This window comes from Oleidesulfovibrio alaskensis DSM 16109, from assembly GCF_000482745.1.
GTDB lineage: Bacteria > Desulfobacterota > Desulfovibrionia > Desulfovibrionales > Desulfovibrionaceae > Oleidesulfovibrio > Oleidesulfovibrio alaskensis.
The window spans coordinates 11204-31157 of the sequence record NZ_KI519494.1 but is presented as its reverse complement, the minus strand read 5'-3'; the positions used below and the strand labels follow the sequence as shown (position 1 = coordinate 31157).

General features: G+C 61.3%; 16 protein-coding genes and 1 tRNA gene. 15 read left to right on the top strand and 2 right to left on the bottom strand.

The window, feature by feature from the left end; translation table 11 throughout:
• Nucleotides 1–60 precede the first annotated feature (60 nt).
• The 14 genes from H586_RS0112040 (at nucleotide 61) to H586_RS20195 (ending at nucleotide 14041) form a co-directional block, all read left to right on the top strand.
• A complete protein-coding gene (locus tag H586_RS0112040; RefSeq protein WP_027182159.1) occupies nucleotides 61–2571 on the top strand; it encodes a pyridine nucleotide-disulfide oxidoreductase/dicluster-binding protein in 2511 nt (836 codons plus the stop codon).
• Nucleotides 2568–2783, top strand: coding sequence for a DVU_1557 family redox protein (locus H586_RS0112035; protein ID WP_011369230.1), 216 nt, complete (start codon nucleotides 2568–2570; stop codon nucleotides 2781–2783). The genes H586_RS0112040 and H586_RS0112035 overlap by 4 nt, the downstream gene beginning before the upstream one ends.
• On the top strand, nucleotides 2780–3511 hold the full coding sequence (trsM, locus tag H586_RS19185) for a DVU_1556 family methyltransferase (RefSeq protein WP_011369231.1): 732 nt from the start codon (nucleotides 2780–2782) through the stop codon (nucleotides 3509–3511). Before H586_RS0112035 ends, trsM begins: the two co-directional genes overlap by 4 nt.
• 31 nt (nucleotides 3512–3542) lie before the next feature.
• Nucleotides 3543–4004 carry a DVU_1555 family C-GCAxxG-C-C protein gene (locus H586_RS0112025; protein ID WP_027182158.1) on the top strand — a complete coding sequence of 154 codons (462 nt, stop codon included), beginning with the start codon at nucleotides 3543–3545 and terminating at the stop codon, nucleotides 4002–4004.
• On the top strand, nucleotides 4001–5395 hold the full coding sequence (trsS, locus tag H586_RS0112020; RefSeq protein WP_011369233.1) for a radical SAM (seleno)protein TrsS: 1395 nt from the start codon (nucleotides 4001–4003) through the stop codon (nucleotides 5393–5395). Before H586_RS0112025 ends, trsS begins: the two co-directional genes overlap by 4 nt.
• Nucleotides 5392–6978: a DVU_1553 family AMP-dependent CoA ligase gene (locus H586_RS20200; RefSeq protein ID WP_051364009.1), complete on the top strand. Its 1587-nt coding sequence runs from the start codon at nucleotides 5392–5394 to the stop codon at nucleotides 6976–6978. The genes trsS and H586_RS20200 overlap by 4 nt, the downstream gene beginning before the upstream one ends.
• Complete coding sequence (locus tag H586_RS0112010) at nucleotides 6962–8023, top strand: XdhC family aldehyde oxidoreductase maturation factor (protein WP_011369235.1); 1062 nt, start codon at nucleotides 6962–6964, stop codon at nucleotides 8021–8023. Before H586_RS20200 ends, H586_RS0112010 begins: the two co-directional genes overlap by 17 nt.
• Nucleotides 8023–9300, top strand: coding sequence for a DVU_1551 family NTP transferase (locus H586_RS0112005; protein ID WP_051364008.1), 1278 nt, complete (start codon nucleotides 8023–8025; stop codon nucleotides 9298–9300). Before H586_RS0112010 ends, H586_RS0112005 begins: the two co-directional genes overlap by 1 nt.
• Complete coding sequence (locus tag H586_RS19175) at nucleotides 9297–10025, top strand: histidine phosphatase family protein (protein WP_011369237.1); 729 nt, start codon at nucleotides 9297–9299, stop codon at nucleotides 10023–10025. The genes H586_RS0112005 and H586_RS19175 overlap by 4 nt, the downstream gene beginning before the upstream one ends.
• Nucleotides 10026–10173: 148 nt before the next feature.
• Nucleotides 10174–10914, top strand: a complete 741-nt coding sequence (locus H586_RS19170) for a DUF1045 domain-containing protein (RefSeq protein ID WP_162147976.1) — start codon at nucleotides 10174–10176, stop codon at nucleotides 10912–10914.
• Nucleotides 10915–11022: 108 nt separating this feature from the next.
• The gene (locus H586_RS0111990; RefSeq protein ID WP_011369239.1) at nucleotides 11023–12495 is read left to right on the top strand and encodes an aspartate ammonia-lyase; all 1473 of its coding nucleotides are present in this window, start codon (nucleotides 11023–11025) and stop codon (nucleotides 12493–12495) included.
• A gap of 3 nt (nucleotides 12496–12498) precedes the next feature.
• Nucleotides 12499–13074, top strand: a complete 576-nt coding sequence (locus tag H586_RS0111985; protein ID WP_011369240.1) for a hypothetical protein — start codon at nucleotides 12499–12501, stop codon at nucleotides 13072–13074.
• 90 nt (nucleotides 13075–13164) lie between these two features.
• Nucleotides 13165–13240: transfer RNA gene (locus tag H586_RS0111980), tRNA-Phe, on the top strand.
• 504 nt (nucleotides 13241–13744) lie between these two features.
• A complete protein-coding gene (locus H586_RS20195; RefSeq protein ID WP_011369241.1) occupies nucleotides 13745–14041 on the top strand; it encodes a type II toxin-antitoxin system HicB family antitoxin in 297 nt (98 codons plus the stop codon).
• 149 nt (nucleotides 14042–14190) lie between these two features.
• Here H586_RS20195 and zupT read toward each other — a convergent pair whose 3' ends face one another.
• Nucleotides 14191–15006, bottom strand: coding sequence for a zinc transporter ZupT (gene zupT, locus H586_RS0111970; RefSeq protein WP_011369242.1), 816 nt, complete (start codon nucleotides 15004–15006; stop codon nucleotides 14191–14193).
• A gap of 81 nt (nucleotides 15007–15087) precedes the next feature.
• Nucleotides 15088–17064 (bottom strand): acyltransferase family protein, encoded by a 1977-nt coding sequence (locus tag H586_RS0111965; protein ID WP_027182156.1) that lies wholly within the window; start codon nucleotides 17062–17064, stop codon nucleotides 15088–15090.
• Between the two features lie 798 nt (nucleotides 17065–17862).
• Between H586_RS0111965 and H586_RS20190 the strand changes: the two genes are divergently transcribed.
• On the top strand, nucleotides 17863–19884 hold the full coding sequence (locus H586_RS20190; RefSeq protein WP_011369244.1) for a methyl-accepting chemotaxis protein: 2022 nt from the start codon (nucleotides 17863–17865) through the stop codon (nucleotides 19882–19884).
• The last annotated feature ends 70 nt before the right edge of the window (nucleotides 19885–19954 follow it).

Genomic DNA, 19954 nt, shown 5'->3' with positions numbered 1-19954 from the left:
TTTTTCCGCGCGTGTGCCGTAACGGTGCATGCGTGAACGACGTTCCGGGGGACAGACGTTATGGAACAGGCCGAACTGCGCCGCTGGGAAGCACGCTGCACACAGGAAGAGCCGCCCCGATGCCGCGCCGCCTGCCCGCTGCACGTGGACGTGAAAGAATTCTGCACCCGCATGGCGGAAGAAAAATATGATCAGGCATGGGCCACACTGTGCCGCACCATGCCCCTGCCCCGGGTGCTCGCCCGCATCTGCGACGGGCCGTGCCGCAGTGCCTGCATTCGCGGACAGGCAGGCGGCAGCATAGAACTGCCGGCGCTGGAACACGTCTGCGCACAGCGGGCAACCCGCCAGCCGCGCATACTGCCCGCCCCTTCCCGCGGCAAAAAAGCCGCCGTGCTCGGATGCGATCTGGCCGGTCTTGCCGCCGCATGGGATATGACCAGAAAAGGCATTGCCGTCACCATATACACGGACACCCCGCCCGCGGATGCGCTGGACGGTCTGCACATTCCCCCCGCTGCCGCAGACAGCATAGACAGCATGCTGCAGCAAGAGCTGGACACCATGCGCAGACTCGGCGCGGAAATACAGGAACACACAGAAATCACTTCCGGTCTGGCAGCCGGCTGTCTGGAAGAGTGCGGAGCCGTATTCATCACGCCCCGCGCCTATGACAGGCTCATGGCAGGCCTGCCGGAACCGGACCCCCTGACGCTGGGCACGGCAACGCACGGCGTGTTTGCAGCACCGCCGCTGCCATGCTCCGTTACGGAGGGGGCTTCCCCCGTAGCCGCCGCGGCACAGGGCAGACGGGCGGCCACCTCTGTGGCCCGGCTGCACGAGGGAGCTTCACTGGTTGCGGGACGCGAACGCGAAGGCGTGTTTGAATCCACGCTGTTCACCAGTCTGGAAAAAGTACAACCCGCTCCGCCCGTGCCCGTACCCGCAGGCGGATACGACGCCACGCAGGCCCGTAACGAAGCAGCCCGCTGCCTGCGCTGTGAATGCATGGAATGTGTCAGGCATTGCGTCTTTCTGCAGGAATACGGCAGCTATCCGAAACAGTACGCCCGTCGCATATACAACAATGAATCCATCGTCATGGGTACGCGGCAGGCCAACACCATGATCAACTCATGCATGCAGTGCGGACTGTGCGCCACCCTGTGCCCCAACGGCTTTGATATGGGCGCGCTGTGTGCAGAGGCCCGGCAAAGCATGGTCCGCCGCGGCAAAATGCCCCCTTCGGCCCACGATTTCGCGCTCCGCGATATGGAATTTGCCAACGGAGAACACTGTACGCTGGCGCGCCACGCTCCGGACACGCAGGCAAGCGGCTGGGTGTTTTTCCCCGGATGCCAGCTTGCTGCTTCGGACCCGGACAGCATTCCCCGTACATGGGAATGGCTGCGGCGGCATCTGCCCCCATCATGCGGTACCGCGCAGAATCAGGGTGTGGGCCTGATGCTGCGCTGCTGCGGTGCTCCTGCACAATGGTCGGGCAGAAACGAACTGACCGCCGGCACCGTGGCCGCCCTGAAACAGGACTGGGAAAACCTCGGCTCTCCCGTCATCATTGCCGCCTGTCCCTCATGCGCCGTCATGCTGCGCAGCCATCTGCCGCAGGCAGACGTGACCGGACTGTGGGAAATCATGGACAGCCTGACTGACAGCCGGCCGGATATTCTGCAGCCGGCAACCGCAGACGGACACCCCGCCGTGGTGCTGCACGACCCATGCGGCACCCGCGAAGACGCCCCCATGCGACAGGCCGTAAGGTCGCTGCTGGAACGCTACGGCATAGCCGTGCACGAACCGGAACTGACCGCGGAAACCACGGAATGCTGCGGTTTCGGCGGTCTGGCGGCAGAGGCCAATGCGGCACTGGGAAAAAAGATAACAGAAGGCAGAGCGCTGCGGCTGGGGGCCCCCCCCGCACAAGGCAAGACAGCGGAAGCAGCCCCCTCCGGCACAGACCTGCAGGCCGATGCCGTGACCTATTGCGCCATGTGCCGCGACAGGCTTGCGGCGCACGGCAAACGCACAGCCCACCTGCTCGACATTCTGCTGCCCGCGCAGGCTGACGCTCCCGCCATCGCCGCAGCCCCCCTGCCTTCCGCGCAGGAAGAGCCCGTCGCCGGAACCCTGCCTGCCGACTGCTGCGCGCAAGGTTTTTCCGCCGCGGCACGGCATGCCCCCTCGCTTTCGGCACGGCATGAAAACAGGGCCAGACTGCGGGAATATCTGCTGACATCCTGCTGGGATGAAGCGCCTGCCGCCTCCGGCCCGCAGGCGGCGCTCGAAATACGCTACACGGCACAGGCCGCCGCACGCATGGAAGAGCGGCGTATTCTGGATGCCGACGTGCGCAAAGTGCTGCTGCATTCCCGCGACAACCGCTGGTTGCAGGATACGCGCAGCCCGCAGGGCCACCGGCTGGCATCGCTGCGGCCCGTTGTGGTCACCTACTGGGTGGAGTTCACCCGGCACGATGAAAACACCTTCACGGTGCACAACGTGTGGAGCCACCGGATGCACGTGCGCACAGTCAACGGGAGAACACCGTCATGAGCACCATGAAGGTTCTGGACAAAGATTATTCACACTGGGTGTGCGCCCGCTGCGGGCAACCCCTGCAGCCCGCCACCGTGGAACTGGAATATCTGGACAGCCTGTTCAACGTGGAACTGCCTGCCTGCGCCGCCTGCGGACTGGTGCTGATTCCCGAAGATCTGGCCACCGGTAAAATGGCGGATGTGGAAAGCCTGCTGGAGGACAAGTGACCTGCACCGGCACAGCACCGGCAGCTGCCTGCGAGCCGCTGTGGGCCCGTCCGGCCATGCGCGGAGCTTCGCCCGATGCATGGCGCCCCGGCGGGCTGGAGCTTACCGACCGCGCCGCGGCGCTGGCAGGGGTCAAGCCCGGCTGGCGAGTGCTTGATGCAGGCTGCGGCACCGGCGCTTCCGCCCTGCATCTGCGTCGCCGTTACGGGGCGCTGGCTGCAGGCATGGACATGCTGGCCGGCCGTCACCGGCAGGGGGATGTTCCCTGCCGCGTCGCAACAGGAGTGCCCATGGTGCGGGCCGATGCCATGCAGCCGCCTTTCATTCCGGAAAGCTTTCATATGATTCTGTGTGAATGCGTTCTTTCCCTGCTGCCGGACCCCGCCCGCGCACTGCATATTTTCCGCAATCTGCTGCGTTCCGGCGGCACGCTGGCCGTTACCGACCTGTACCTGACCGGTCAGAAAAAACATACGCTGCCCGCCGGTTCCTGCCTTGGATGGCAGGCAACGCGCAGCGGCATTCTGGCCATGCTGCGGCAGGCCGGCTTTCTGCCTCTGTGCTTTGAGGACCATACCCCCATGCTCGGTACGCTGGCTGCCCGTCTTGTTCTGGCGGGTGAACCGCTGTGCTCTCTCAGCGCCGCGGCTGCGGGCCGGTCTGCAAACATCCCGCACACCGGAACGGGCGCAGGCTACTTTCTGCTGCTGGCCCGCAGGTCAGGCTGAAGACCACTCACACCTTCCACGGAGAATAACCATGCTCGACGATACATCGCTTACCATGATGCGGCTGGCAGGGCAGGGCTACTGCTGCAGCCAGATTCTCATACTGCTTGCTCTTGAAGGTATGGGCAGACGCAACCCCGACCTTGTGCGCGCGGCCGCGGGCCTGTGCCATGGCGGCAGTGACTGCGACGGCCCCTGCGGTGTACTTACCGGCGGCAACTGTCTGCTGGCCCTGTACACGGCCAAAGGACACGATAACGACACGGCAGACGAAATTCTGCCGCTGCTGCTGGAAGAATACGGCGAATGGTTCGGGCAGGCAGTCGCGCAATACGGCGGCATTCAATGCAGTCAGATTACCGGCGGCCAATGCCGCACGCCGGATATGAGCCGCTGCGGCACACTGGTGGCAGCGGCGTACGGCAGGCTGCTGGAAATTCTGGACGCCCATGCGCTGGACTCCGCCACGGGAAAGGACGAAGAACCTGCATGAATCCATTTTTTCTTGAAGCCGACATGCGCGAAAGCCTCTGCCCCGTATGCCTGCAACGTATTCCCGCGCGGCACGAACACGAGGGTGATACCGTGCTGCAGGTAAAACGCTGTCCCCGCCACGGCGAATTCCGCACCCCGGTATGGCGGGGGCTGCCCGCCATGCAGGGCTGGAAAAAACCCAAGCTGCCCACTCCGCCCGCGCCCGGAGGAAGCAGAACAAAAGGGTGTCCCTTTGACTGCGGCCTGTGTCCGGAACACAACCAGCACACCTGCACGCTGCTTTTTGAAATAACCTCACGCTGCAACCTGCACTGCCGGTTCTGTTTTGCCTCCGCCGGCAAGTCCGCCCCGCCCGACCCGGATATGGCCGCGCTGCGGACGCTCATGGACAACGCCCGCCCGCGCACGGGCCCCTGCAACGTGCAGCTTTCCGGCGGCGAGCCCACCATGCGCGACGACCTGCCGCAGATAATCGGCATGGCAAAGGAACGTTTTCCTTTTGTCCAGCTGAATACCAACGGTCTGCGCATAGCCCGCGAACCTTCTCTTGCCGCGCAGCTGGCCCGTGCCGGACTGGATTCCGTCTTTCTGCAGTTTGACGGCACACAGGATGCCATCTACACCGCCCTGCGCGGCATGCCCCTGCTGCGCGAAAAAATGGAAGCCGTCAGACTGCTTTCCGAAGCGGGCATAGGCATTGTGCTGGTTCCTACAGTGGTACCGGGAGTCAACGACGACAATATCGGAGAAATTCTGCGCCTTGGTGCTGCCCTGTGTCCTGCCGTGCGCGGAGTCCATTTCCAGCCGGTAAGCCACTTCGGCAGACACCCCGCGCCAGACGGCGCAACCCGTGCCCCCGAACAGGGCCCGCCCCCCGCAGAACGCATCACCCTGCCTGAAATCATGCGCGGCCTTGAAAAGCAGACCGCGGGACTTGTGACCACCGATGATTTTCTGCCGCCCGGCTGCGAGCATTCGCTGTGTTCATTCCATGCCAACTATCTGGTGCGTGAAGACGGCGGACTCCAGCGCCTTTCCGTACAGCGCAGTGCCTGCGACTGCCGCCCCAGACCCGCCAGCGAAGGCGCCGACGCTGCCAAAGCCTTTGTCAAACGCCAATGGGCCGCACCGCGTAACGGCGCCCCGCAACAGCAGGAAAGCACCGCACCGCAGCCGCCCGCCGACGACCTTGACCGTTTTCTGCAGCGTGCGGCCACGCACACCTTTGCCGTGTCGGCCATGGCCTTTCAGGATGTCTGGAACATTGATCTGGAACGAGTACGCGGATGCTGCATCCATGTGGCCGCTCCGGACGGGCGCATAGTGCCTTTCTGCGCATGGAACTGCACCAGTGCGCTGGGAGTGCCCCTGCACAGGAGCGGACAATGACAGCAGACCGCAGCGTGTTGCCCCGGCAATGCCGCGGACAGGCAGGCATGCCGCATGAGGCCCCGCACACAGCCCCGCCGTGCTGCGCCGGACCGGACAGGGAAAATCACAGCGGAAAAGACAGCACGGGCAGCGATGCAGGCAGCGATGCAGGTAGCGATGCAGAAGGACAGCGCAATCAGGCGGTGTTCACTCCGGACGGGCTGACGGCCCGGGCCATGGGAATTTCCTGCGCCGCGGCCTGCAACCCCGCATACAGCGATCCGGAACTGCGCAGGCTGCTCACGGCTTCCGGCATAAGCGCATGGCAGACAGACAGACTGCGCGAGGTGCTCGCCCTCGCCGCAGAGGCTTCACCCTATTACAGACAAGCCCTGCAGGGTGTGGACCCGGCAAGCATCAGCGCGCGCGGGGGGCTGCACCGCCTTCCTCTGCTGCATGCCGATGTGCTGCGCCGCGCACCTCTGAGCCTGCTGTGCACCTCGCAGGATGACGTGGCGCGGGTGGTCACGCTGGACACATCGGGCACGTCCGGCCGGCCAAAGCGACTTTTCTTTTCTGAAGGAGACCTGAACGCCACGGTGGAATTTTTTTCGTGGGGCATGCTGAGCGTGGGGCATCCCGGCGATACCGTGCTGGCTGTCCTGCCGGGAGAACGCCCCGCCAGTGTGGGGCGCCTGCTGGGTACCGCGCTGAAAAACGCAGGCATGCGCTCCGTGGCCGGCAATATGGGGCAGGGCGCTCCGGCGCTGGCACGGCTGGCCCATACGGAAAAAGCCGCAGTGATTGTCGGGTCGGCCAGCCATGTCAGGCATCTGGCACTGGCCTGGCAGCAAGCCGGTTACGACCCCGGCCGCATTCACACGGTGCTGCTGTGCTGGGACAGCGTGCCCCCCGCGGTGGCCGGACTCATACGCCGCATTTTCGGCTGCAGAGTGCTTGTCCACTGGGGCATGACGGAAACAGGTCTGGGCGGAGCGCTGGGCTGCGGACATCAGGGACTGCACCTGCGCGAAGCCGACCTGCTGGCCGAAGTGATAGATCCCGTTACCGGCACCCCCCTGCCCGACGGACAGGAGGGCGAACTGGTCATCACCACCCTGCGCCGCCGCACCATGCCGCTCATACGCTACCGTACCGGCGATCTGGCGCGGCTGCTTGCCGGTGCATGCCCCTGCGGCAGCCCGCTGAGACGCATCAGCCCCGGCAGGGGCAGAACCGGCGAAGGAATCACACTGCCGGACGGCGGCAGCCTGTACCCTGCCGATCTGGACAACATTCTTCTGCCCCTTGCCGGGCTGCATGATTTTGAAGCATGCTGGCAGCCGTGGGCCGGTACCCCGCTGCAAATCACGCTGTACCCCGCGCCGGCAGCCGGTACGGACCGGACGCTGCGGCAGCAGGCAGAAAAAGCGCTGGCGGATTCACCCCTGCCTGCGGCTCTGACACGCCACGGCGGGACAACGTTCCATGTCGCCCGCACCGCACCGCAGGCGGGTTTCGGCAAACGCCGTATCCGCGTCATTCCACAGGGCACGCCACCTCTCAACTCCGGAGAATCATACCATGAACAGCTTCCTTGATTCTGTATGCGCACTTCTTGAACAGGGCGAAGATGTGGTCATTGTGACCATTGCCATGCAGTCCGGTTCCACCCCGCGGGAAAGCGGTGCCAAAATGGCCGTGCGACGTGACGGCAGCATACTGGGCACCGTGGGCGGCGGTCTGATGGAGGCGGGCTGCATGGAACTGGGACGCGAAATGCTCACCGGCAGATTCGCCTCTTCCGCAGCGGAGTCCGGTCCGGAACTGGCCGTCATCAGGCATTTTGACCTGAGCAATGAAGAAGCTGCCAAGGCCGCCATGGTCTGCGGCGGCCGGCTGACCGTGGTGGCTGAACACATACAGGCAGGCAGGCGCGGGGCCGAGGTGCTGTGCGCCGCACGCGACAGCCTGCTGCAGGGCAAAGCCTGCGGGCTGGAAACAACCATGGAGCGGCTGGAACACACCGCAGCCGCCACGCGCGAGGCCTGCTTTGCCGTCACCGGCCGCAAGACACCTGACTGCGGTCATGCAGCGCCTGCCGCAGCGTCTGCCACGCTGGACTGCGACGGAAAAACATGCCGGTTTACGGAATGGCTGCAGCCCTCACCGCGCATGATCATTTTCGGAGCAGGTCATGTGGCACTGCCTACGGCGGCCATGGCCTCCATGACGGGGTTTGCCGTGACCGTGCTGGACGACCGCGAAGAATTTGCCAGTCCGCAGCGGTTTCCTCAGGCCCGCACCGTGGTGCTGCCGGATTTCGGTCAGGCATTTGCACAGCTGACCATCACTCCGCAGTGCTACGTGGTCATCATGACCAGAGGACACCTGCACGACAAAACCGTGCTGGAACAGGCGCTGAAGACTCCCGCTTGCTATGTGGGCATGATCGGCAGCAGACGCAAACGCGACGCGCTGTATGATCAGCTGCGCAGCGAAGGGGTTGATGAAAGCTCCATCGCGCGCTGCCACTGCCCCATCGGCCTGGAAATCGGGGCACGCACTCCCGAAGAAATCGCCGTGAGCATCATGGCGGAAATCATCGCCTGCCGTGCCGCCGGCAACGGAGACGGAGCAAGCTGATGCCCCGCAGTTTATCCACCCCCGGCCTGCGTCAGCAGGATAACAGCGCGTGCCGGGGGCCCAAACCGGCCCCGCCTCCGGCGCTGTGTCTTCCCGCATGGCCGCCGCAGGACATCACAGGCCCGTTGCCGCGCATCGGCGGTATTATTCTGGCCGCAGGAGAATCATCACGCATGGGGCGGTGCAAAGCCATACTGCCCCTCGGCGGCAGCACCGTTCTGGAGCAGACGGCGCTGGCGCTGGCAGCGGCCGTCACAGGCCCCGTGGTTGTCGTCTGCGGTCATCACGGCGATGCTGTCCGCGCCGAAGCCCGCCGCTGCGGTCTGACCGCCGTGACCAACCCGCATCCGGAAAACGGCATGTTTTCCTCTGTACAGTGCGGCATACAGGCCATTGTCTCTCACGTTGACGCGGCCTTTATTCTGCCCGTTGACACCCCGCTGGTACGCGCGTCCACCTGCATGCTGCTTGCGGCCTCCTTTGTCCGGCAGGGGCACGCCGTCACGCTGCCTGTGGCATCGCCGCACCGCAGCCGCACGGGGCATCCGCCGCTGCTGCGCGCTGATGTGTTGCGCAGCGTACTGCGGCATGACGGCAAAGACGGACTGCGGGCCGTCATCCGGGCATTTGCAGACCTCGGCATGAACACCACGGTGCCCGTTGCCGATGAAGGCTGCCTGCGCGACATGGACACGCCCGAAGCATACAGGCTGGCCGTTGCGGCCTTCAGACGCAGGCACATCCCCACGGCAGGCGAAGTGCTGGCGCTGCTTGATATTGCCGCAACGCCGCCCCATGTGCGCGCACACGGGGTACGCGTGGGACAGGCGGCCGCTCTGTTCGCCTGCCGGATGGTCAGCTGCGCCTCTCCGTCCGTTGAATCTCTGCCCGATGCCGGTCTTGCCCTTGCATCCGGTACCCTGCACGATATATTGAAGGGCTACAGGCAGCACGAAAAAGCCGGCGGAGCCATGCTGCGCCGGTACGGATTTGACGCCGCAGCGCGCATAGTGGCGGCCCACAGGGATACGGACCCCGCGCGGGTGCGCATACCCGGTGAACGCGAACTGGTCATGCTGGCGGATAAATACATACGGGGCACGACGCTGATTCCCATGGAAGAACGCTTTGACCAACGCATAAGAGAGTGGAACCGCGACCCGCAGGCGGTACGCGATATTTCGGCCCGCAAACACCGCGCAATGACGCTGCGGCGTCTGCTGGACGCCGCTCTGGGGCAGGACAGCTACCGGTTGCTGCAACAGGAGCTTGCATGAACGGCCGTATCGCGCTGTTCCGCCATGCGGCCACCTCCGGCAGCGGAGGACGCGCCATCGGCAGGACGCCCGTGCAGCTTTCGGCGGAAGGTCTGACTCAGGCGCAGGGCATAGCCGCGGCGTTCGGCATAGAACAGCTGCCCGACCCTGAAGAAGCCTGCCGGTGCGGAGCGCAGGCTGCTCAGGCCGCCTGCGGAGCCGTGCACGCCGATGCCCCCCCGCGCCCGCCGCGCATAGCCGCACTGTACTGCAGCCCCGCCATCAGGGCCCGTCAGACGCTGGCCCCCCTTTCAGGCGGGCTGGAAAGCAGTGAAGTCACCGTGCTGGCCGATCTGGACGAAATCAATCTGGGCCGGTGGGAGGGTATGCCCTTTGCCGCCATCGAGCATCTGTACCCCCGCGAATACGAAGAACGCGGCCGCAACATGGCCGGATTCCGCCCGCCGCAGGGTGAAAGCTTTGCCGATGTCCAGATCCGCATGCGCAAATCTCTGGCGCTCATGAGCGCAGGTCCCTTTCCCGCCGTGGCGGTGACACACGCAGGGTGGCTGCGCACGCTGCTCTGCCATCTTACAGACACCCCGCTTGACGATCTTTTCTCCTTTTATCCTTCATACGCGTGTGCCGCAGTGGTCGAACTGAACACCGGCATCCCCAGACTGCTGGGGCACAACCTGCGCGCCCACGAGGCCGCGGCCCTGCTGGGCACCCCCGTACCTTTCTGACGCGCAACAGGCACACCGCCGCCACATCTCCGTCACACGGCACAGGCACAACGGAACATCCCCCTTTTGCACCGGAGGACGCCTGATGGCCGCGCATGTCCGGCATCAGGACGTCCCCGTGTCCGGCCTACGGCAACGGAGAACGCAGTTGTCCCGCAGATACGCTGTATACATGATTCCGCCGCACGGCAGCCCGCTGGAAGAATTCGGCCGCCGCTGGCTGGGCCGGACGCCTTCCGCGGTACCCGACACAATGCCGTCCCATCCGGCACTGCGGGATTCATTCTGCGGGCATAAAACAGAAAACCTGATTGCCGGAACACGCCGGCGCGGGTTCCACGCCACCATACGGGCCCCGTTCGAGGCTGCACCGCGCATCACACCGGCGCAGCTTTCCGCCGCACTGGAAGAATTCTGCACAACACAGCCGCCGGTCTGCGGCCCGCCGCTGCGGCTGGCCTGTCTGGGAGCACAGGTGGCGCTGGTGCCGGAACGCCCCTGCAAAGCCATCAGCAGACTGGCCGATGCCTGCCTGCGTTTTTTTGAACCGCTGCGTGCACCGCTCAGCCCCGCAGACATGGAACGTCACCGCATGAAGCCTCTCACAGAAAGACAGGAAAGATTGCTGATGCGGTTCGGCTATCCTTTTGTGCTTGAAGATTACCGCTTTTACATGGCCCTCACGGGCAGAATCCGCGACCCCGCATGCAGACGCGCACTGTGCGAAAAACTGGCGCCCCTCGTCGCTCCTTTTCTGCCCGGCGCACTGCACATCGGCGAACTGTGCCTTTTCCGTCAGGAAAACCGTGTTTCTCCGTTCATATTGCAAAAACGCATTCCCCTTACCGGCCGGCAAAGCCCTGCACGCAGATACCGGGCCCGCCTGTAGCCACGCCACCGCCCGTGCCGTTCTGATAACCGCGCCGTTCTGTTGAACCGCATGGCCGCCCGTGTTACGGTACCGACATCCTGAAAAAGTGAACAGGCACGGAGGACTATGCGAACTGAACATGACGCGCTGGGCAGCAGGGAACTGCCCGCAGATGCGCTGTACGGCATACACACGCTGCGTGCCGCAGAAAATTTTCCCGTAAGCCCCTACCGCCTTGCCCCCCCGCTCATCCGTGCTCTTGCTCAGGTCAAGCTGGCCTGCGCGCGCACCAACGCCCGTCTGGGGTATCTGGACAACCGGCTGGCAGAAGCCATCGAAACCGCCTGCCTGGAAATCATCGGCGGCAGCCATCAGGACAGCTTCATCACAGACCCGTTTCAGGGCGGGGCCGGCACCTCGGCCAACATGAACATGAACGAGGTGGTGGCCAACCGCGCCTGCCAGCTGCTCGGAGGCGTTCCCGGACAGCATTCGCTGGTCAGCCCCCTGAATCATGTCAACATGCACCAGTCCACCAATGACGTTTTTCCCACCGCACTGCGCGTGGCCATGCTGCACGAACTGACTGCGCTGGAAAAAGAGACCGCCGCCCTGCAGGCGCAGCTGCAGCAGCTTGAAGCCGCACATCAGGACACGCTGCGTCTGGGCCGGACCCAGCTGCAGGACGCTGTTCCCATGACGTTCGGCATGACATTCGGGGCATGGGCAGAAGCAGTGGCCCGCGACAGATGGCGGGTTTTCAAATCCAGAGAACGCATACGACAGGTCAGTCTGGGCGGCACGGCCATCGGCACCGGTCTGGGAGCCCCCCGCGACTACATACTGAAAGCTGCAGACACCCTGCGCAGCGTTACGGGACTCAAACTTTCCAGAGCGGAAAATCTGGTGGATGCCACCCAGAACACCGACCAGCTGGTCGAGGTTTCCGCCATTCTCAAGGCACTGGCAGCCAATCTGCTTAAAATCAGCACGGATCTGCGGCTGCTGGGCAGCGGCCCCTGTGCCGGACTGGGCGAGCTGAAACTGCCCGCCATGCAGGCCGGTTCCACCATCATGCCCGGCAAAGTGAACCCTGTAATCGCCGAAGCCGTTTCACAGGCTGCGCTGCGGGTGCTGGCCAACGACGGTCTTGCCGCGCACGCTTCGGCCATGGGCACGCTGGAACTGAACCAGTTCATGCCGCTGCTGGCACACACCCTGCTTGAGTCGCTGCACCTGATGCGCAGCAGCGTGACGCTGCTCAACAACCGCTGCATGCAGGGCCTTGAGCCGCAGGCGGAACAGGCACAAAGCCATGTGGGACGTTCCGCCGCACTGGCGGCGGTGCTGGTGCCGCTGGCCGGCCACACTGCCGTGGAGCAGATGCTGCACACGGCCCGGACCACCGGCACTCCGTTTGCCCGGGTGGCGGCGCAGGCTCTCTGCGTGCCGGAAGACAACATCCGCAGCCTGCTGGCACCGGAGCGTATGCGCAAGCTGGGCTTCACACCGCAGGACCTGCCGCAGCAATGCTCCGGCCGCACAGGACACACGGTACCGGACAAGGCTCTGCCGGACGAATCCAACAACGGAGAATGATCCATGTATGTAGGCATCCATACGGCAAGCCTGCCGTTTGTCTTTGCAGAAGCCCGCAGGCGCATCATCATGCACGCCGCACTTTACTCCAACTTCGCCCGTTCACCGCGTCACATCGAAGCCCTGAGCACCGCACTCACCAAGCCCGGCTTCCGCAAGCTGCATGCCATCACTCTGCCGTTTGACCCCAAAAGGGGCTGGATGGAAGAATTCATGCATGTCCTGCGGCCCGATTATTCTCTGGCGCAGATGGAGCATGAGTTCAACAGCTCGCGCGACTTTCTTGTCCGGCTTGCCGCACGCCATGACGGACTGGTGGAACTGTACGAAACCCGTGCCATGCCCTGCATGCCCGTCATCATCGTGGATGATAAAATCCTGTTCGGACATTATGCCCACAGCCCCGTACCGGCCCCGCAGGGTTACTGGTTCAGCGTTACCGCGCCTGTGGAGGATATGCTCGACTGGCTGCGCCATGGCCGGATACCCGAAGACGCCACCCCCACGCAGAAGGCTTCACTGCGTTTTGTGGCCGACTGCGACTACGCCATGCGCAATGCCAAGCGGCTTTTTTTGTAGCTGCGCGGGCGTTCCGGCAACTTTTTTCAGGAAAAGGCAAAAAAAGGCTTGCAATGATATGCCGCTTTGCTTAAACAATGTCTCCGCGACGCCGAGATAGCTCAGTTGGTAGAGCAGGGGACTGAAAATCCCCGTGTCGGGAGTTCAATTCTCTCTCTCGGCACCACGAGTGCCAGGGCGGCTACAGAAATGTAGCCGCCTTTTTTTATTCTTTCGCCCACATCTGCGGTCTGCAGCAAACACAAAGCCCCCTTGCGGCGCATCGCCGCACACAATTCCGCACCGAAGACCTCAAGCCCTCCTGTGCCGCAAAAAGACACCGGAAAACCGCCGACGACCTTTCGCGCCCGCCGCTCACTGCTGCAGACAGTGCTGCAAAAATCTGAAAGGCATAATCTATACAAAGCCGCTGAAAGCCTCTTGCCTTGCTGCAAAAAAAGCATATCATCAACATGTTACCCGTCAGACAGGCCCACCGGCCCCGCCCTCCGGTGGAAGCCCTCATTCACTGCCCGCCGTCCCGTTTCCAGCGGCGGCAAACACGTTCCGGCCCGGATCTCCATCAGACAACCGGCGCTGGCGGCACAGAATCACGCATGTGGCGCAGCACCGGCAGCAAAACTGACGGCTTCGCGGGACGGTTCTTCTGCCACAAGGAAAAACAACAGATATGGAAAACCATTACGCAGCACTTCTGCCCGCTATGGAAGGTGGCTATCTTGTCCGGTTCGCGGAGTGTCCACGGGCTTTTACATACGGGGAGGACCTTGCTGACGCACTTGAAAACGCAGCCGATGTACTTGCTCTTGAGGCTCAGGTCCGGGCTGAGGAACAACGCGAAATGCCCCCTGCCGCCTCCTTCGAAGAGGTTGTGGCATTTGCCGCTGCAAGTATGCAAGAAGACGGTATAGACCGCTCACGGGACTTTCTGGTGAGAGCGGTACCGGTTTGCGGAGCCCCTGCATAAAGGCGTTCCCCCTTCCTGCCGGCCATACGGAGCAGCAGAAAACCGGAGCCAGCAGGCCCGCAGAATGGCCGGTACGTTTTACAGGGCCGGTCTGCAGCAAACACAAAGCCCCCTTGCGGGGGCTTTTCTGCAACGGTCCGCCACCGCAATCAGATAAACAGCAGCAGGCTGAGCGCCATAACAGCCATACCGGCCACAACACCGGCAATGGAAAGATGATGCTCGCCGTATTCCTTTGCCGTAGGCAGCAGTTCATCCAGCGAAATGAACACCATTATACCTGCAACACCCGCAAACAGCACGCCGAAGACCGTATCTGAAAAAAACGGCATCAGCAGCAGATAGCCCACCAGCGCGCCCACAGGCTCTGAAAGCCCCGACAGAAACGACAGCCTGAACGCCAGCCTGCGGTCACCGGTGGCATAAAAGACGGGTATGGAGACAGCAATGCCTTCCGGTATGTTGTGAATGGCAATGGCCACGGCAATGGCCACACCCAGCTGGGGATCGGTCAGGGCCGCTGTAAACGTTGCCAGCCCTTCGGGAAAGTTGTGAATACCGATGGCAAGGGCAGTGAAGATTCCCATGCGGTACAGCTTTTTAAAACGCGCTGCCTCACATTGGTCGTCCATGGCCTCAACTTTCTGCACCTCGTGGGGGTTTTCTTCCGACGGCACAAAATAGTCGATAAGCGCAATGAACCCGATGCCCCCGAAAAACGAAGCCACAGTTGCCCACGCACCGGCCACATTGCCCAGAGATGCCGTCAGGGCATCCTGCGCTTTGGACAGAATTTCCACAAAAGAAACGTACAGCATGACACCCGCCGAAAACCCCAGTGCCACAGACAGCACCTTTGTATTGGTTTTCTGGGTAAAAAACGCCAGAGCGCTGCCGATGCCGGTACACAGACCGGCAAACAGCGTCAGGCCGAAGGCGAACAGAATATCTTGGGTAGCAAACATTTTCAGCTCCTGGCACAGGTAGAGATATCAGTCTGAAACAATACCAGATATGCGCCTCAGAGCAAGAATAAACACACTACATCACGGGCGGGAGTTCTGCGGGGCAAGGACAGGTGCCGTGCGGTGCGCCACAACACGGTCGGTCCCTATCTGTGCCAGCGCAGGCCACAGCGCTCCTTCAAGCAGCAGGGCACCGGGGGCGCTCAGGTGATTTGTATCCCTGTACAGCGGCACACCGCCGCGTACAGCCAGATAGCGGTCACCGGACAGAAAGAGAGCGCGTGTGCGGACAACCTGCACTCCCGCTGCCGCCTGCCCATCGAGAAACCGCTCGACAACGGCACGCCCTTTATCGGCTGCAGCGGCTGCGGTTGACTCAAATTCACCGGCATTGCTGGGCCGCAGCGGCCTCTGCAATTCATCCAGCGCAGAAAAGGCGTGGCCGGGCACATCCTCCACCAGCCACACGGTACAGCCCATGGCGCGCAGGTCTGCCGTCAGCTGCCCGACCGAGGCAAACACCGCACCGGCGGTTCTGTCCGGCGGCACGGGGCTGCCGTCCTGCAACATGCGCGCTGCAAGATAGCCCTGCCAGCGGGCAGCCAGAATCACATGGCGCACACCCGTGGCGCGCACCACCTCCAGCATTTTTCTGTTAAACTGCACTGCGGCGTCGTACTGTTCGCCCAGCTGCACATTCAGCGAGGGTATGGTGTTGGAATGGGTGGCCATCAGCCCGTGCAGACCGTACCGCTGTGCCAGACGGACAAACAGCGGATACAGGTGCTCCGCATGGCTGTCACCCCACACGATAAAGTCCGGGTGTCCGCTGCCTCCGCCCAGCGGCGTCATGGCGGCAACAGTCAGTTTTTCCGGCTGCACATCGGTATTTTTAAATGCCCGCAGCGTTTCCATCTGCCGTCCCTGTGCTGTGAGCCGCTGCGGCAGCCCCTTGGTGGCAAAGCCGGTTATGCCCGCGGCCACCAGCAGCAGCAACACGGGAACAAACACCTGTACCGGACGCCAGCCGGACAGCAGGCGCTCGCTGTGTCGTGCCGGCTGCTCCACATAACGCCATGAAAGCCACGAAAGCACCACGCAGAACATCAGCATGACCGCCGTACGCTGCGGTGTGAGCGGCCCTCCCAGCATCACACCGAAAACAAGCACAGGCCAGTGCCACAGATACAGTGAATAGGAAATACGGCCAGTAAACCGCATGGCAGAAAGCGACAGAAGTCTGTTCACCAGCGTGCGGCTGTCATGTGCTCCCCAGATGACAGCACATGTGCCCGCCACAGGCAGCAGCGTCACCCAGCCGGGATGCATGGCGGGGGTGGCGTACACCATGCCGGAGCCTATGAGCGCCGCCCCGCCCAGCGAAACGGCCTGACGCAGCGCCAAGCTGCCGCGTCCTGCATGAACCGCCCCCGTATGCAGTGCCAGCAAGGCCCCTGCCAGCAGCTCCCACGCTCTGAACGGCAGCAGATAGAACGCCGCGTCCGGCGCTGTACGTCCCGTGACGAGCATGGCGGTCAGCGAGCAGGCCGCAAGCCCCCCCAGAACCGCAGCCCGGAAGCGGACGCTGCGCGCACGCAGCATGACAAGCAGCACGGGCAGACAGAAGTAGAATTGTTCTTCCACACCCAGCGACCAGGTATGCAGCAGCGGCTTCGCTTTTGCTGCCAAGTCAAAATAACCGGTGTGCAGAAAAAAATGGATATTGGAAACGCCCAGCGCTGCATACGCCGCATCCTGCGAAAACTGCCGGAATTCCTTGAGGCTGAGAATAAGCATGCCGGCAGCAAAACAGCACGCCAGCACCACGGCAAACAAAGGAAAAATACGCAGCACGCGCTTTTTGTAAAAACCGGAAAAGGTGAAAGTGTTGTTCTGCACGGCGGGCAGGATAATGCCGGTAATCAGAAATCCGGAGATCACAAAAAAAACATCCACCCCCAGAAATCCCCCGGCCAACGCCCCCACCTCAAAATGATACAAAAGAACAGCAGCCACAGCCACGGCCCGCAGACCGTCGATATCCGCTCTGTAGCGCAAGCCCCCCTCCCTGAGCTGAAAATCCCCTTGGCAACCGGAGTGATTGCGGCGTTTTTCTTACTTTTTTTGCAAAGTATTTGCAACAGCAGCTAAAAGCATCAAATTGCAGAGCACGAATACACACAAAAACAAATACAGCGGTACGCAATTAAAAAGTTCAATCACTATATCGCAAATGCAAAACAGGATATTTAATAAAAAATACATATAGGACAAAAACAAAAATATACACACAGAAGCGATACAGCATCGAATTAACGAGCATCAAGTTTTCAAAAAAATATTCCTACTGCCATAAAAATCACATTGCATCATAAAAAATACAAACAATATAGCAATATGGCAAATTCATACATCCTGCCAATTAGAACAACGATACAGAAAAATCTGCTCCTGCGTTTCAATTATGGAACTAGCGTTTCAATAATGACACACAAAAATCAATAGCATGCAAATTGAATCATATGAAGCACCTGTCATGTTTCTTTTATGGAACACACAAACCATGAATACATATCCACACATTCCGCTCGAGCTCATACCATTGCATACATAATATAACAGTACGCATCATACGCAATAAATACACAGTACAGTTCCTTGATATCTTATATATAGTGGCATGCTTCATGCTTGGAAAGCGCCTGCTGCAAACCTTTGGACGGCAGCACACAGCAAACGCTGGGCCTGTGAAAGGCTCTCCATTCCACACATACTATATGAAAGATATGCAGGCGCCTGTTGCAGCGCCTGTCCCCCGCCGGCGCACTGTGCCTGCGGCAATCATCAGGGGCAGACATGGCGTTAAGTGCAAAAAATAAAATTGTACTGAGTGTGTTATCTTTTTTCGCACTGGTCATCATCGCAATGGCCGCAGTTTCATACCAGCGCTTCAGCGAATCATCGAACAAAGCCCAGCATATCAAGCTGGAAACAGTGGCCACGGCCGTGGGCAAAGCTGTTTCGGAAAAAACCGATACATACTTCAACGCGCTGGAGCTTGCAGCGAGAATGCTTGCGCCGGTGTTAAGCCCTCATACCCCCGATGACATGGAGTACAGGCTTTCAGTGCTGCACGCCCTGATGCTGCAGACAAACGTGAGCGAAGCTTATTACGGCCTGCGCGACGGGCTGACCTACACGGCCAAGGGGCAGATACGCAACTTCAACGCAAAAGATCTGGGCCGCGAATGGTATGTAAGAATTTTCAACGGTGAAAAAAGAATCATCACAACGCCCTACACATCCTCCATCGGCGAACTGGTCATGGCCGCCGGTGTTCCCATAACAAAAGACGGGGCAGTGGCCGGCACGCTGTGCGCCAATCTGGCCATGAATGAAATCACAAGCTTCACCCGGCAGGTGCTGGATTTTAAAAATGTCCTGCTCATAAGGCGCGACGGCTTCATCATGGCGGCTCCCGACGAAAAGGACATCGGCAAAAGTCTGTGGGATGTCATTCCCGACCTGAAGAGATATCAGGGCACCACCGGAACCAGCCGGCTGTCGTTCACGCATGGCGGCCAGACGTATGAAGGAAGCCTGTACTACATAGACAGTCTCAACTGGAAAGTGCTGGCCTTTGAAAGCACTGCGGCCATTGAAAAAGACTCAAAAGAAAATCTGTACCTCACCATAGGCATGGCGGTAACGGCACTGCTTCTTTCTGTGCTTATGGTCAACCTGCTGGCTTCATTTCTCATATTCCGTCCGCTTGGCAGGGGCGTGGCATTTGCCGCCGCTGTTTCAGAAGGCAGGCTGGATGAAACGCTGGACATCAACCGCAGCGACGAAGTGGGTGTTCTTGCCGAGGCACTGCGCACCATGGTGGCACGGCTGAAAGAAATGATAACCGAAACGGAACAGAAAGAGCGCGCCGCCACGCAGGAGGCAGAACGCGCCCGCAAAGCTACCGAACAGGCCGAAGAAGCCCGCAGGGAAGCCCTGCAGGCCACAAGGCGCGGTATTCTGCAGGCCACATCGCAGATAGAGGGAGTGGTAAAACGCATTGCCACCAACACGGAAGAACTGTCAGCACAGGCGCGCCAGATCAGCAGTGCTTCAGATATCCAGAAGGCGCGCATGACAGAAACCGCAGCCGCCATGGAGCAGATGAACGCATCGGTCATGGAGGTTGCACGCAATTCCGGAGAGGCTGCCTCCAATGCTTCCGCCGCCCACCGCGAAGCCGGACGCAGCGCCGAACTGGTGGACAAAGTGGCCGCAGCGGTCAACTTTCTGCACAAGGAAACGCAGGTGATGACCACGGACCTGACAGAGCTTGGGGCACAGGCTGACGGCATCGGCATGATAATGGACGTCATAAACGACATAGCCGACCAGACAAACCTGCTGGCGCTTAATGCCGCCATAGAAGCCGCCCGCGCGGGCGACGCCGGAAGAGGCTTTGCCGTGGTGGCCGATGAAGTCCGCAAACTGGCCGAAAAAACCATCGGGGCCACCAAAGAGGTGGGTGACAAGATTCACGCCATCCAGAACTCTTCCAGAAAAAGTATCCGCTCCATGGAATCCGCTTCGGATGCAGTGGAAGACGCCGCAACACTGGCCGGAGAATCCGGCGAAGCCATCAAGCGGATTCTCGCCTATGCCGAGGCCAACGCCACGCAGGTGCAGTCCATCGCCACAGCGGCGGAAGAACAGTCCGCAGCGTCGGAACAGATAAATCAGGCTGTGGACGAGGTGGCGCACATTACTGCAGAAACGACGCAGAGCATGGCCGAATCCACTGCGGCTCTGGAAGAGCTTGCCAAAATGTCCGGCGAGCTGCAGGTTATCGTGGAAAATCTGAAAAAATCATAACCGCGCCACACAGCAGATAACAGGCCGGAGGACGTTTGCCCTCCGGCCTGTTTTGTATGCAGGGTCATAC